This window comes from Paenibacillus sanguinis 2301083 = DSM 16941 (assembly GCF_000374825.1).
Classification (GTDB): Bacteria; Bacillota; Bacilli; order Paenibacillales; family Paenibacillaceae; genus Fontibacillus; species Fontibacillus sanguinis.
On sequence record NZ_KB895377.1, the window covers coordinates 511,518 to 525,524 of the forward strand.

General features: G+C 51.6%; 14 protein-coding genes. All 14 read left to right on the forward strand.

Annotation, left to right across the window (positions count from 1 at the left end):
* The first annotated feature begins 18 nt into the window (after window positions 1-18).
* The 14 genes from flhA to C557_RS0106035 all read left to right on the forward strand — a co-directional run bounded on the left by flhA (window position 19) and on the right by C557_RS0106035 (window position 13,885).
* Window positions 19-2,055 carry a flagellar biosynthesis protein FlhA gene (flhA, locus tag C557_RS0105970; RefSeq protein WP_018750931.1) on the forward strand — a complete coding sequence of 679 codons (2,037 nt, stop codon included), beginning with the start codon at window positions 19-21 and terminating at the stop codon, window positions 2,053-2,055.
* Entirely contained in the window at window positions 2,052-3,458 is a 1,407-nt protein-coding gene (flhF, locus tag C557_RS0105975; protein ID WP_018750932.1) for a flagellar biosynthesis GTPase FlhF, read from the forward strand. The genes flhA and flhF overlap by 4 nt, the downstream gene beginning before the upstream one ends.
* Entirely contained in the window at window positions 3,455-4,342 is an 888-nt protein-coding gene (locus C557_RS0105980) for a MinD/ParA family protein (protein WP_018750933.1), read from the forward strand. The genes flhF and C557_RS0105980 overlap by 4 nt, the downstream gene beginning before the upstream one ends.
* A 30-nt stretch (window positions 4,343-4,372) precedes the next feature.
* Window positions 4,373-5,824, forward strand: a complete 1,452-nt coding sequence (locus tag C557_RS0105985; protein WP_018750934.1) for a protein-glutamate methylesterase/protein-glutamine glutaminase — start codon at window positions 4,373-4,375, stop codon at window positions 5,822-5,824.
* Between the two features lie 28 nt (window positions 5,825-5,852).
* Window positions 5,853-7,943 carry a chemotaxis protein CheA gene (locus C557_RS0105990; RefSeq protein WP_018750935.1) on the forward strand — a complete coding sequence of 697 codons (2,091 nt, stop codon included), beginning with the start codon at window positions 5,853-5,855 and terminating at the stop codon, window positions 7,941-7,943.
* A 33-nt stretch (window positions 7,944-7,976) separates the two neighbouring features.
* Window positions 7,977-8,438: a chemotaxis protein CheW gene (locus C557_RS0105995; protein ID WP_018750936.1), complete on the forward strand. Its 462-nt coding sequence runs from the start codon at window positions 7,977-7,979 to the stop codon at window positions 8,436-8,438.
* A 4-nt stretch (window positions 8,439-8,442) separates the two neighbouring features.
* Window positions 8,443-9,072: a chemotaxis protein CheC gene (locus tag C557_RS0106000; RefSeq protein WP_018750937.1), complete on the forward strand. Its 630-nt coding sequence runs from the start codon at window positions 8,443-8,445 to the stop codon at window positions 9,070-9,072.
* Complete coding sequence (locus C557_RS0106005; RefSeq protein ID WP_018750938.1) at window positions 9,062-9,559, forward strand: chemotaxis protein CheD; 498 nt, start codon at window positions 9,062-9,064, stop codon at window positions 9,557-9,559. The genes C557_RS0106000 and C557_RS0106005 overlap by 11 nt, the downstream gene beginning before the upstream one ends.
* A gap of 2 nt (window positions 9,560-9,561) precedes the next feature.
* Window positions 9,562-9,984: a hypothetical protein gene (locus C557_RS0106010; protein WP_018750939.1), complete on the forward strand. Its 423-nt coding sequence runs from the start codon at window positions 9,562-9,564 to the stop codon at window positions 9,982-9,984.
* 15 nt (window positions 9,985-9,999) lie between these two features.
* Window positions 10,000-10,788 (forward strand): FliA/WhiG family RNA polymerase sigma factor, encoded by a 789-nt coding sequence (locus tag C557_RS0106015; protein WP_018750940.1) that lies wholly within the window; start codon window positions 10,000-10,002, stop codon window positions 10,786-10,788.
* A 45-nt stretch (window positions 10,789-10,833) separates the two neighbouring features.
* Complete coding sequence (locus C557_RS0106020) at window positions 10,834-12,243, forward strand: FapA family protein (RefSeq protein ID WP_018750941.1); 1,410 nt, start codon at window positions 10,834-10,836, stop codon at window positions 12,241-12,243.
* A 69-nt stretch (window positions 12,244-12,312) separates the two neighbouring features.
* On the forward strand, window positions 12,313-12,633 hold the full coding sequence (locus C557_RS0106025; RefSeq protein ID WP_018750942.1) for a hypothetical protein: 321 nt from the start codon (window positions 12,313-12,315) through the stop codon (window positions 12,631-12,633).
* A gap of 65 nt (window positions 12,634-12,698) precedes the next feature.
* The gene (locus C557_RS0106030; RefSeq protein ID WP_018750943.1) at window positions 12,699-13,310 is read left to right on the forward strand and encodes a hypothetical protein; all 612 of its coding nucleotides are present in this window, start codon (window positions 12,699-12,701) and stop codon (window positions 13,308-13,310) included.
* A complete protein-coding gene (locus C557_RS0106035; RefSeq protein WP_018750944.1) occupies window positions 13,307-13,885 on the forward strand; it encodes an MltG/YceG/YrrL family protein in 579 nt (192 codons plus the stop codon). The genes C557_RS0106030 and C557_RS0106035 overlap by 4 nt, the downstream gene beginning before the upstream one ends.
* Window positions 13,886-14,007: the final 122 nt, after the last annotated feature.

Sequence of the window (14,007 nt, forward strand, 5' to 3'; positions counted from 1 at the left end):
GGATCGAGGGGAACAACGATGAAAAAATTCAAAGAGTTATTTGTCCTTGTTGGCGTTATAGGTATTGTTCTACTCATGATCGTTCCGATCCCGACATGGTTGTTGGACATTTTGCTGATTATCAATATCTCGCTTGCATTAATTATTCTGCTCGTCGCGATGAACACCAAGGAAGCACTGCAATTTTCCATTTTCCCGGCGATGTTGCTCATAACGACTTTATTCCGCCTAGCGCTGAATGTGTCGACCACCAAGCTGATTCTGGGGCAAGCCAAAGCCGGCCACGTTGTGGCCACGTTCGGCTCGTGGGTCTCCCAGGGGGAACCCGTTGTCGGTTTTGTCGTCTTCCTGATTCTCGTGGTTGTTCAGTTTATCGTTATTACCAAAGGCTCCGAGCGTGTGGCCGAGGTTGCTGCACGTTTTACCCTCGATGCGATGCCCGGAAAGCAAATGAGTATTGATGCAGATCTCAATGCGGGGATGATCAATGAACAGCAGGCACGCGAGCGCCGTAGAAAAGTGGAGAGAGAAGCTGACTTTTACGGGGCGATGGACGGGGCCAGTAAATTCGTTAAGGGCGATGCCATCGCCAGTATCATTATCCTCATCATTAACCTGATCGGCGGCTTTATCATCGGGATGACGATCCATGGTATGGAGTTTGGCGAAGCGATGTCCACCTATTCGCTGTTGACCATCGGGGATGGTCTGGTGAGCCAGATTCCAGCTTTGCTGATCTCCACAGCGGCGGGGTTGATTGTGACTCGTGCTTCTTCCGAAGGCAATCTCGGTGATGATATCACGGGACAATTGCTGGCTTATCCTAAGCTGCTATATATTGTAGCCGGAACGATTGGCCTGCTGGGGGTGTTCACCCCAATTGGTCCTTGGACCACGCTCCCCTTCGCCGGATTACTTATCTACGCGGCATACGGAATGCAGAAAAACATCGATCGCCGCGCTGTCGAGCAGGAACAGCAGGAGGAGGAACAACAGATCGAAGAGGTAAGGAGTCCGGAGAGTGTCATCAATCTGCTGCAAGTAGACCCTATCGAATTCGAATTTGGATATGGCTTGATTCCGCTAGCGGATACAGGACAAGGCGGAGATTTGCTGGATCGTATCATTATGATCCGTCGTCAGTGTGCGCTTGAATTGGGATTGGTCGTACCGGTGATTCGTATTCGCGACAATATTCAACTAAAACCGAACGAATATGTCATTAAAATAAAAGGAAATGTCGTAGGTGGCGGTGAATTATTACTTAATCACTATTTGGCCATGAGTCCTGGGATGGAGGACGATAGCATCACGGGTATTGAGACCCAGGAACCGGCCTTTGGCCTTCCGGCTCTTTGGATTGATGAAGCTACCAAGGATCGGGCAGAGTTGTCAGGGTACACCGTGGTGGATCCACCGTCTGTAGTTGCTACACATCTAACGGAATTGATCAAGAAGCATGCACATGAGCTGCTTGGACGTCAAGAGACCAAAGCCCTGGTTGATAACCTTAAGGAAAGCTATGCCGTGCTTGTAGATGAACTGATTCCGTCCGTGTTGACCATCGGCGATGTGCAGAAGGTATTGGCCAAGCTGTTGCGGGAGAAGATTTCTATCCGCGATATGGTGACGATCTTTGAAACGTTGGCGGATTACGGAACCTATACCAAGGACCCGGATGTGCTGACCGAATATGTCAGACAAGCTCTTTCCCGGCAGATTACCCAGCAGTTTACGCAGCCAGGCGAAACGATGCGAGTCATTACCGTAGGACCTACGTTGGAGAAGAAGATTGCAGAAAGTGTCCAGCAGTCGGAGCAGGGCAGTTATCTAGCGCTCGATCCGGCCTCGACACAGACGGTGTTCCAAAAGCTGACCGAGCAGATCAACCGCTTGATCCAAACGGGACATCAGCCGATTCTGCTGACCTCTCCAACGATCCGTATGTATTTGCGCCAGGTTATCGAGCGCAGTATGCAGGATATCCCGGTATTGTCTTATAGCGAGTTAGAGCCGAATGTTGAAATTCAGAGTGTCGGGGTGGTCAATTTATGAGAGTAAAACGCTACATCGTAGACACAATGCCTGATGCTATGCTGAAAATCAGGAATGAGCTTGGAGCCGACGCCGTCATCTTGAGCACAAAGGATATGAAGGTAGGCGGCTTTCTCGGAATGTTTTGCAAGAAGAAGATTGAAGTCATCGCAGCGACGGAGAGCAACAGCACTCCCGCTGCGAAGGGAACTGGAACCAGGCAGCAGCCGCCCAAGCCTGCGGCTCCCGCGCCTGTTGCTCGCCGTGCTGTACCAGAGGCTTACCGCAAGTCATCACAGTTGGCCCCGTCACCATCCCCGGCAGAGAAGGCTGTAGCGGCTGGTACTGCAACGATGCTGCAAGAACAGGACGAGTTGCCAATGCCACCAGCTGCTGTGAATCCCGCTTCTGCCAAGGTTCAGATGGAGTCGAGAGCGGAAGGTTCCCCTATTTCGGCGGAGCAATTTGGAGAAGCCATTAAGCGGGCTTCAGCTCTCGGTACCTCACCGCTTATTTCTGAGCAGGCGAGTCCTGAGCTGCATAAGAAGGAAGAGGCACTGCTAGAAGAGATCAGACAGATGAAGCTGTGGATGAGCCAGCTGGCCAAGAAGCAGGGGGATGAGCGGGAATTGCCACCCAAGCTGCTGGAGATTTGCCAGCGTTTGACGGACCAGGAAGTATCACCGGAATGGGTTGAAGCTTGGGTGGATGAAGTGTACGACAAGTGGATGATTTCGGGGCGAAGCTTAAGCGATGAGGATGTGCTGCAGCGTACGAGAGAGACCATCCAGTCGTTCCTGAAAGGGAGAGTCAATTCCGGCATTGGAGAGCGCACACGGATCGTTTACATCGCTGGACCTACCGGAGTGGGCAAGACGACAACCATTGCGAAGCTGGCGGCGGACCAGATCTTCCGTCTCCGCAAGAAGGTAGGGTTCATTACGGCAGATACATACCGAATTTCGGCTGTTGAGCAGCTTCGGACGTATGCTTCCATTTTGAACGTACCGATGGAGGTTGTACAATCTCCTGGCGATGTGCAGCGGGCCATGCAACGTTTGGAGCATTGCGATCTAATCCTGATGGATACCGCCGGACGCAATTACCTAAATGAGCTGTTCGTCGCAGAGTTACACAGTTTGTTGACCCCTTCCGACGAAAGTGAAACCTATCTGGTGCTGAGCTTGACCTCAAAGACGCAGGACATGAAACGGATTACCGAGCATTTCAGTAAATATGATCTGACTCGGGTGATTTTCACGAAGCTGGATGAAACCGAGAGTTATGGTCCTATTTACAATTTGCTGGGACAATATCCACTTCAGGTCTGCTACCTGACCAATGGTCAAAATGTGCCGGATGATTTGCTGCAGGCTGATGAGAAGCTTCTGGTCGACATTTTGCTGGGAGAGCAGCAGCCATGAATGATCAGGCTGAGACGCTCCGAAAGCTGGTGTCCGCAAGAGTAAATCCTGGTGCGCCCCAATCCGGCAAAGGGGCAGCTCGGATTCTTACTGTCAGCAGTGGCAAGGGCGGGGTGGGCAAATCCAATTTTACGTTGAATTTTGCTCTTGCCTTAAAGACGCTGGGGTGTAAGGTTCTGCTCTTTGACGCCGACATCGGGATGGCTAACATTGACGTCCTTATGGGAGTGCGGTCCAGGTACAATTTGTATCATTTATTAAAGGGCGAAAGAGATATTAACGAGATCATCGAGTTGGGTACTCAGGCGTTGCCCTTTATTGCCGGAGGTTCCGGACTCGCCGATCTTTTTTCGCTCTCGGAATCGGATTTGAATGTTTTCACCTCGCAGATTGAAACACTGTCGGACGAGATGGATTACATCATCTTCGATACGGGAGCGGGATTGTCGAAGGAAACGCTGAAATTCATAACGGCTGCGGACGAGTGCCTGGTCGTCACTACGCCGGAGCCTACGGCGATTACGGACGCATATGCATTAATTAAAGTGGTGCATGGCATGGAAGAGGGGGCTAACTTTCGACTGGTGATCAACAGGGTCACCGGAGAGCCGGAAGCGCAGCAAGTGGCTGACAAAATTTCGCTAGTAGCCCGGCGCTTTCTGGATATGGATATTCCTACGCTCGGGTACATCCATGATGATACTCATGTCATGCAGGCGGTCAAGAAGCAGGTTCCTTTCTCTGTCGCTTTCCCCAGTTGTATGGCTGCCCGGGATATTCAGCGCTTGGCGTTTCATTACCTGAATGTTCCGCAAGTCAAGCCGAGGGATACTTTATCAGGAATCAAGGGATTTATGCACAAATGGTTAAAGCTAGCAAAATGATTCTGTATGAAGGAACAGGAGTGGAGGGCAATGCCTTATCGAGTGTTGGTCGTTGATGATTCGGCGTTTATGCGGAAGATTATATCCGATCTCATCGAGCAGGACCCAGCCTATCGTGTAGAGGCCACCGCCAAAAATGGACGGGAAGCGGTTGAACAAGTCGTGGCCATTCAGCCGGATTTGGTGACCATGGATGTAGAAATGCCGGAGTTGAATGGTCTGGATGCTCTGAAAGTAATTATGAAAGAGCAGCCCTTGCCGGTGATCATGCTCTCCGGGATCAATGAGCAGGGGATGCGGGAGACCATCATGGCGCTGGAGCTTGGCGCCTTCGACTTCATCCGCAAGCCATCGGCTACCACCAGCTCGTATGACATCGAAGAGGTGGGGCGCGAGCTTCGCGAGCAAATGCGCGTAGCCATGCTGGCGAAGGAGCGGCGGGCCGCGCGGGCGGCGGCGCTGGATGCCGCCAAGGCGGAGTTGCCACCCGCAGCGCGCAAGTCGCGGGTGAGTGGACCACCGCCGCCAGCTACACGCGCGGCGGCTTCCGAGGCGCCCGGCGGCGCAGCACCCGCCTCGCCAGCGCCCGGGGCCTCCGGCAGCAGCAGCGGCACACCTGCTGCCTCGCTGCCCCGGGCGCCCCAGCCTCGGGCACAGACGAGGCTGGCTGGGGCCAGCCCGGCCGCGCCGAATGGCGGCCGGGCCACGGCAGGCCGGCGTGCGGATAAGGCGCCGGCAGAGAAGGCGCGGCCACCTGCTGGGGCCGCGCAAGAAGCGCCCGGCGGTGTGACGTCCGCCGGGGCAGCCCGGCCGCCGCGCGTATCGGCGCCGGTGGACCCGCCCGCGCCGATACGCGCGGCCGCGGGCACAGCCGGTCCGGCGTCCGAGGCCGGCCTGCGGACAAGCTTCACCGATCTGGTCGCGATCGGTACTTCTACGGGCGGACCCAAAGCCTTGAAGGCCGTCCTGGAGAAAATCCCGGGGGATTTCCCGGCGCCGATTGTCATCGTGCAGCACATGCCCCCGAACTTTACCAAGTCCCTGGCTCAGCGGCTGAATAGCTTGAGTCAGTTGACCGTGGTGGAGGCCGAGCAGGGTGAAAGGCTGCATAGCGGTACAGCTTACATTGCGCCGGGCGGTTTTCATCTGAACGTCGTATCCGGCCCAGGCGGTGGTTACCGCGTACATCTTACAGAGCAGGAGCCGCGTAACGGACACAGGCCTTCGGTGGACGTCTTGTACGAATCGCTGCTTCCGCTGCAAGCGTTAAAGCGACATGTCGTGCTGCTGACCGGAATGGGCAGCGACGGAGCGAAAGTCATGAAGCAATTGTATGATGCTGGCGTGACTTCCACCATTGCCGAGAGTGAAGAAACCTGCGTGGTGTTCGGAATGCCGCGCTCGGCTATCGAACTGAATTGCGTCAGCCATGTTTTGCCGCTGCATGATATCGGTCCTAAGCTAGTACAAGTTGTGAAATAACGGAATCTCTTGGAGGAGGTGCCTCACCATGGACATGAACCAATATTTATCCATGTTTATCGATGAGTCGAACGATCATTTACAATCATTAAATGAAAAAATGCTAGAGCTGGAGAGCAACCCTGACGATATCAGCATTGTTCAGGTTATCTTCCGTTCCGCTCATACCCTGAAGGGGATGGCGGCGACGATGGGCTTTGAGGATTTATCCTCGCTGACACATCAGATGGAAAATGTACTTGATCTGGTGCGCAATGAAAAGCTTAAAATGCAGGAGTTCATTTTTGACACATTGTTTAAAAGCTTGGATGCCTTGCAATTAATGGTCGAAGATATTACGCAAGGCGGTGAGGGCAAGGAAGATGTCAGTGCCATCGTGGCCGCATTGCAATCGATCGTGCGCGGCGATTTTGAAAATGGAGGCAATTCGGGGGCTGACCAACCAGCCGAATCTGGAACGGGCGGTTCAGCCGCTCCGGCTATTCAATTGGATGAGTTCCAATATTCCGTATTGGAGCAATCGATTGGTGAAGGTCATAAGGTCATGTACATCGATGTGGCGATTCGCGAGGATTGTCAGTTGAAGGCGGCCAGAGCATACCTGGTGTTTGATCTGCTCGAGCGTTACGGCGAGATTGTGAAATCCTCTCCATCCGTCCAGGATATTGAGCAAGAAAAGTTTGACCGCAACTTCTCTCTCTATTACATAACTCAAAAAGAAGCTGCCGAAATCCAAAGTATGATTATGAACCTGTCGGAGATCGCTTCTGCCGAAGCAACGGCACTGGATCATGAGACTTTGTCACAGTTGGCTTCCGGGGGGATGGGGGCCGCAGCTACCGCAGATCCTACGGCTCCGGTGGTGGTCGAGAAGACATCTGATCCTGCACCTGCCAAAAAGGCAGATCCGGCTGCTGCAGACCACAATCACAAGAGCGTCGCACGAGCTGGCGGCGGAGCTCCTGCTCCTTCACGGACGATTCGGGTGGATATCGATCGCCTGGATGTGCTTATGAATCTGCTGAGTGAACTGCTGATTGACCGTTCTCGCCTGGAGCAATTGGCTGATGAAGTGAAGCGTACCGATCTTACAGAGACGGTGGAGCATATGAGTCGTGTCGGCAGCGACTTGCAGAATATCGTACTGAAGCTGCGGATGGTGCCAATCGATACGGTATTCAACCGTTTTCCGCGGATGGTGCGGGACCTGGCCAAATCGCTGGATAAGAAAATTGATCTCATCATCGTGGGTGCGGAAACGGAGCTTGACCGGACAGTCATCGACGAAATCGGCGATCCGCTCGTCCATTTGCTCCGCAATGCTGTTGACCATGGGGTAGAATCTACCGCAGAACGCATTGCTGCGGGCAAGCCGGAAACGGGTACAGTACAATTGCGCGCTTTCCATAGCGGCAATCATGTTTTCATTGAAATAGAAGATGACGGACATGGTATCGACCGGAATAAAATCCTGAAGAAGGCCATTAAGAACGGTGTTGTTACCGAAAGCGAAGGAAAGGCGATGTCCGATGAGCAGGTATACATGCTGCTGTTCGCCGCAGGTTTCAGTACGGCTGAGGTTATTTCGGATATATCCGGACGTGGAGTTGGACTGGACGTAGTCAAATCGAAGATTGAATCCTTGAGCGGTATCGTTTCTGTGGAATCCAAGCTGGGGCAGGGCACCAAGTTTTCGGTGCAATTGCCGCTAACCTTGTCGATTATTTCCGCCATGCTGGTCAAGGTAGGCCTGGAAAAATATGCGATTCCGTTGTCTTCTATAGTAGAGACTGGATTGATCAAGCGCGATCAAATCCGCGAGGTTCACGGCTACACCATGATTCCTTATCGCAATACGCATATTCCACTGTTGTCACTCGCCACGCTCTTTGATGCTCCTGGTTTCTCCGAGAACGAGGAAGAGGAATCAGAGATTGTTGTGATCCGCAAGGGCGAAAGAATGGCGGCGTTGACGGTAGAGGAATTCATCGGTCAAAGCGAAATTGTCATCAAGAATCTGGGCAAATACTTGCCATCGGTTCAGGGAGTTGCCGGAGCAACTATTCTGGGCGACGGGCAGGTTGCGCTTATCATTGATCCCAACGCGTTCATCAAATAAGACGGTTCATATACTCTTAAGGAGGTTTTCCACATGGGAGAGGAATTAAAAGTTATCGTATTTAAACTGGGACAAGAGGAGTATGGAATTGACGTCGATAAGGTACAAACGATCGAACGGATGATGCCGATTACCCGCGTACCCAAAACATTCTCTTTTGTCAAAGGGGTTATCAATTTGCGCGGCGTGGTCATTCCGGTAATCGATTTACGCGGACGTTTCGGTTTGCCCGAGGTGGAGCACACCGATCAGACTCGGATTATCATCGTTACGGCGGATGAGCTGGAAGTTGGATTTATTGTTGATTCGGCCAATGATGTTATCGATTTGGATTCTGACCTGATTGATTCTCCGCCAGATGTGGTAGGAGGCATTAAGGCCAAATATTTGCATGGGGTTGCCCGTATCTCCGAAGAGCGCTTGCTCGTGATGCTGAATCTCTCGGAAGTGCTCAGCCGAAAGGAAATTATTCAGTTGGAAAGCCTAGAGGGCTAAAGCCATGGATCCGGTCAAAGGATTTGAAGAATTCAAGATGGACATTTTGAAGGAAGTGGGCAATATCGGAGCCGGCAACGCGGCTACGGCGCTTTCCAAGCTGCTCGACAAGCCCATCGATATGGCTGTTCCAAAGGTTCAGATGCTTCCATTTGAAGCGATCGCTGAGCGCGTCGGAGGAGCCGAGAATATCGTGCTTGCTGTGTTCTTCCGCGTGGAAGGAGACGCGCCGGGCAACTTGTTTTTCATCCTTAGCCCGGAAGCAGCCAAGAAGCTCTTGCAGCGATTGGCAGGCATTAGCGTAGAAACTTTGCATGAGTTTTCGGAAATGGAATGGTCGGCGTTGTCGGAAATCGGCAATATATTGGCAGGGTCTTATCTGTCTTCGTTGGCCGATTTCACCTCCCTGTCCATGACTCCTACGGTGCCGGCTCTTGCCCTTGATATGGCGGGGGCGATCCTAAGCTACGGGCTTCTGCAATTTGGAGAAATGGGAGATTCCGCCCTGCTGATCGATACCACGTTTATTGAAGGATATCATGAGGTGGAAGGACAATTTTTCCTCATTCCCGACCCGGATTCCTTTGCAAAAATTTTTGCGGCGCTTGGAGTATCCACTGATCATGATTGGTGAGCAATATATCGTTAAGGTGGGCATGGCCGAGTTGAATGTCATTACTCAGCAGGGATTGATACGAACAACTGGGCTAGGTTCATGTGTTGGACTGACGCTGTTTGACCCGAAGCTCAAGCTGGCGGGGCTGGCACATGTCATGCTTCCCTCTTCGAGCATTGCCCGGGAAGGGGCGTTGAACATTGCCAAATATGCGGATACCGCTATTCCGGCATTGTTCGACAAGTTAATTTCTATCGGTGTGGCTCCTGGCCGTGTAGTAGCCAAGATGGCCGGCGGAGCTCAAATGTTTTCCTTTGCCGGAAAGGGAGATTCCATGCGAATTGGCCCAAGAAATGTTGAATCCTGCAAGATTCAACTGGAAGCATTGGGCATTCCTTTGCTGGCTGAGGATACAGGCGGGAATTATGGCCGTACGATTGAACTGGACAATGAGACAGGATTGTTATATGTGCGAAGTGTACAAATGGGGATAAAGGAATTGTAGCCATGACTGGAAAATTGCGATATTACTTTTTATTGGGCTTTATCGGTTTTCTGATTTCCTTTGCCGTATCGGCGGGAAATAATTTGTTCATGACCAGCTTTATCCGGGGCTTGATTTCCTTTGCAGTCTGGTTTCTGCTGGCCTTTGCCGGCGGTTGGATGCTTGGCTTTCTGAAGGAGATGCCAGGCGGCAATAGCCTTGAAGACGAGGATGAGTTTGCATCCGAGGAAGGAAAGGGCGGCAACCTTGACCTGACCACTCCAGATGAAAGTGAAGAGCTGAATGATTTGTTGAAGCCGGCGCCGGCTTCGGCGGAGGAGAATGTGCCATTTGCGCCACTCAATCCGCCTAAACTAGTTAAGACACCTGACGACAAGGATCCGGAAGAGCTGGCTAAGATCGTTCGCCACCTGACAGAACAATAAGGAGGGTGAAGACCATTGAGCGAGCGAAAGACATCCACTCTGAATTATGCCGAGCTATGGGAGCAATGGAAAGAGCACGGCGATTTAGAGTCCAAGAAACAACTTATCGAGAAATACCTGCATATTGTCGACTACGTTTCAGGACGTCTCGCCGTTGGTCTGCCCAAAAATGTGTCTAAGGATGATCTTGCCAGCAATGGGGTTATGGGACTGATTGATGCGGTTGAAAAATTCGATTACAAGCGTGGACTTCAGTTTGAAACCTACGCATCCTGGCGGGTCAGAGGGGCCATTTTGGACGGTCTGCGGCAGGGGGACTGGGTCCCCCGGTCTGTGAGAGAGAAAGCCAAAAGAATCGAGGAGGGCTACCAGCATCTGGAACAGCAATACCTCCGCTCTGTCACGGATTCCGAGATGAGTGCCTATTTAGATATCAGCGAGAAGGAGTTCCAAGGCATGCTGCAAGAAGTTGCCGTCATGACGCTTTGTTCCCTTGAGGATCCGATTCGTGAAGAAGAGTCGGAGACTCGCCTAACTTTACTCGTTGACGAAAAAGCAAAAAACCCGGATTATAAGGTTAGAGAATTCTATCTACGAGATTCGCTAACGAAAGGCATCGAGAAGCTAACAGAAAAGGAACGTATGGTGATCTCTCTGCTATACTATGAGGATTTGTCATTAAGCGAAATCGCTGAAGTGATGTCACTTTCTCCTTCGCGAATTTCTCAGCTGCATTCCAAGGCGATCTTCAGGCTTCGTTGTAGTTTGGACAAGCAGCGGGATTTACTGCTTCGTGAAGACTAACGGGTTATTGTGAACGAGCAAATGGATGGAAGGAGGAACAACTTCGTGGAACTTCTGGATGATTTGAAACAAATGCTAACCGTAACGCTGAATGATGACAAGACCGTGGCTTACTTGCAATTTGCCAAGAAGGAGGACAACTTCTCCTGTACGGCGGATCAGTTACTCCGCTTTTTACAAGGAGAAGGGATCAAGCACGGGATTCAGGACGATATTATCCGCCGCCTTTCAGCAAATCCCAGGGAGTACTTCTTCAGCAAAACACCGATTGCCATCGGTCAGGAACCACTTGATGGGGAGGACGGCATGATCCGTTATGCGGTGGCCATCGATGATGACAACCGGCATAAGCCTGCGGAGAACGACGAGGGGACCGTGGACCTGAAGGATGTAACGCGATTGAACAATATCCGTAAAGGGCAAATTATTGCTGAACTCGTCCCTCCTGTTCAAGGGCGTAACGGAACTGCGGTGACCGGAGAAGTGATTGCATGCAGGGAAGGAAAGCCGGCATACCTCAAAGTGGGCAAGAACGTGGTCATGAATCCGGAGCAAACCGCACTATATGCCGCTATTGACGGATTGGTCACACGGACGGACAAAGGCAACCTGAATGTGTTTCCCGTCTATGAGATTAACGGAGATGTTGATTACAGCAGCGGGAATATTGATTTTGTTGGAACCGTCGTTGTGCGTGGCAACGTGCTGACCGGCTTCAGAATTACGGCGGCTGGAGATATCCGTGTCGTTGGTGGAGTTGAAGGGGCCGAATTGTTCGCGGATGGTTCTATCGAGATTTCTGGCGGCATTATTGGTTATAACAAAGGATTGGTCAAGGCTGGTCAAAATGTGAAGAGCTCATTCATCCAGGACGGAAACGTGCAGGCGGGAGAAGATGTTATTGTCTCGCAAAGCATTATGCACTCCAACATTCGCGCTGGGCGCGACATTATATGCAGTGGAGCTAAGGGCTTGATCGTCGGAGGCAACCTTCAGGCGGGAGAGAAAGTGGTTGCTCGCATTATCGGGAACCCGATGTCGACAACGACGACCATTGAAGTTGGCGTTCTACCTGAACTTCGTAATGAATTGCAGGAGCTTCGTCAGCAGCTTAAGGAACAGATGGCTAATCTCGACAAAACAGAGAAGGCGCTTACGTTGCTCAACCAGCTTGCTTCTATGGGAAGACTAACCCCGGATAAGGTTGAGATGCGTTCCAAACTGAACATGACCAAGAAAGCAAGCACCCAAGAGATGAACCTGATGAAGGAGCGCATGCTTTCTATTGAGAAAGAGCTTGAAGACACCGGGAAAGCGCGGGTAGATGTGTTTAAGACGATTTATGGCGGCTCCAAAATTGTCATAGGGCGGTATACGAAATATATTAAAGACCCCATCTCTCGTATGTCCTTCTACTATAGTGAAGGTGATATCTCCATGTCGGCCTATGTCTAGTAGCGGTTTTGAACGGATTTGAATTTCCAATGCGAGTTATTCAAGCCTTCACTAAGATGAGGTGATCTCATGAATATGAAATCCGTAGAGATGCAAATCGCAGTCCCCCGGACAGGTGATGCAGGACGTGTTCAGCAAGATCAGCAGCATCGCCCGATTCTTGATCAAAGCATGCTGTCAGGCCAAACGGTCAAGAACAGTGAACTGGAACGTCAACGTAGTGCTGGTGTGGACGAGAGCGCCCATAACCTGAACGTGAGGCGGGAAGGGAATGGCTCGGGGGCACAAGAGCATGGTGAAGCCTCTCCCGGCGATAACGACGAAGAGGGAGAACGGGAGCATATGGCGGAACACCCTTACAAAGGAAAACACATCGACTTGTCTTGGTAGCATCCGGGAAGCCGGAGTGTCACCTTGATTTGTAGCAAATTGAACAGCAAAAGGTGAGGATTGCATTGTTTGAAGCTCCTTGGGTTTTCATAGTATTGCTTGGGGTTGCGGCGCTGGTATATGCTTTGCTGCTTCCCCGGCGCCAAGTCGCAGAGAGTCCCAAAGCGGATGCCGCCAGAGAGGTGGAAGCTACGCTTGAGCAATATATGGCAGAGATCGAGAAAGAAAATGAAGAGCTGATGGGGATGGTTGCCCAGATGAAGCAAGACTTTACGGGCAAGCAATTGGCCGGGCAGGAGCTTATGGTTGAACTTCGTCAGCGCTTGAGCGAGGTGGAGGTGCTTGCACGTCAGAGTGATTCCCGGCTATTGGTATTGGAATCGGCACTGCAACGACAAGAATTCCCTGTTGCAGATGTTGTGGCAGAGCAAGTACAGCCCCTTGTAGCTGTGGCTATCGAATCTCCGGAATCTCCAGTCATTGCTGAGGTACAACCTGATCCCGTCTCGCCTGTAGCAGAGGAGCCGCAGGACGAGCATGTTCGGGACCGTTATCCCGAACTATTTGATTTATATGCCCAAGGAAAATCGATGGACATGATTGCCAAGACGGTGGGACTTCAACGAGGTGAAGTACAGTTGATTTTGCAACTGGCCCGGAAGGAGGAGTCCCCATGATGAAGAATCGCCATTTCATGTTCGGTTTGGGCTGTGGACTTATTATCGGAGCCTTGTTGCTGCAGCTTATGCTGGTTGGTCAGAATATGGGCGGCCAGTTACATACTAAGGAGCAAATCGAGCAGGCTGCAGAACGTGCGGGACTTAGAGTTTCCGAGCTGGGCGAAGAATTGCTGACCGAAGAGCAGTGGCAGGAACGGGCTAATCAAGATGTATTGGCTCCACAAGCGCAGGATACTCCTGTGACGCCGGTAGTTCCTGATATGAACCAGCCGACAGCTCCCGATACCCCGCAGCATCCGGAAGTACAGGGGAAAGATTCCGTAGGCGATGCGGGACAGCAGGCAGAGAATCAAGCGGCAGTTGAAGTGGAATATAAAATTGCAGGTGGAACGTCTCTGGAGGGCGTGGCTAACGGATTGCTCCAGGCCGGAGTGATTGCGGACAAGGATAAGTTTGTAGAGGCTGCGGTAGCAAAGAAGATCAACTACAAGGTTCGGGCCGGAACTTATAAATTCTATGTAGGAGAAGAATTCGACTCCATTATTAAGAAGATTTCCAAGAGGAATAAATAGAGATGATACATGGCTGAAGGGCGCTCTATAGTGCCTTTTTTTCATTTCAGAAGATAAAGGAAACTTCGGTTGCATCCGGTTTTCACTTATGGTATATTAAATGACGGTGTTATAACGCATGG

What these genes read in the sequence shown, in the direction of transcription:
- C557_RS0105985 (WP_018750934.1), top strand. Translation starts at nt 4,373, where the DNA reads ATGCCTTATCGAGTGTTGGTCGTTGATGATTCGGCGTTTATGCGGAAG.
- C557_RS0106025 (WP_018750942.1), top strand. Translation starts at nt 12,313, where the DNA reads ATGAATATGAAATCCGTAGAGATGCAAATCGCAGTCCCCCGGACAGGT.
- C557_RS0105995 (WP_018750936.1), top strand. Translation starts at nt 7,977, where the DNA reads ATGGGAGAGGAATTAAAAGTTATCGTATTTAAACTGGGACAAGAGGAG.
- C557_RS0106000 (WP_018750937.1), top strand. Translation starts at nt 8,443, where the DNA reads ATGGATCCGGTCAAAGGATTTGAAGAATTCAAGATGGACATTTTGAAG.
- flhA (WP_018750931.1), top strand. Translation starts at nt 19, where the DNA reads ATGAAAAAATTCAAAGAGTTATTTGTCCTTGTTGGCGTTATAGGTATT.
- C557_RS0106035 (WP_018750944.1), top strand. Translation starts at nt 13,307, where the DNA reads ATGATGAAGAATCGCCATTTCATGTTCGGTTTGGGCTGTGGACTTATT.
- flhF (WP_018750932.1), top strand. Translation starts at nt 2,052, where the DNA reads ATGAGAGTAAAACGCTACATCGTAGACACAATGCCTGATGCTATGCTG.
- C557_RS0105980 (WP_018750933.1), top strand. Translation starts at nt 3,455, where the DNA reads ATGAATGATCAGGCTGAGACGCTCCGAAAGCTGGTGTCCGCAAGAGTA.
- C557_RS0106005 (WP_018750938.1), top strand. Translation starts at nt 9,062, where the DNA reads ATGATTGGTGAGCAATATATCGTTAAGGTGGGCATGGCCGAGTTGAAT.
- C557_RS0105990 (WP_018750935.1), top strand. Translation starts at nt 5,853, where the DNA reads ATGGACATGAACCAATATTTATCCATGTTTATCGATGAGTCGAACGAT.
- C557_RS0106010 (WP_018750939.1), top strand. Translation starts at nt 9,562, where the DNA reads ATGACTGGAAAATTGCGATATTACTTTTTATTGGGCTTTATCGGTTTT.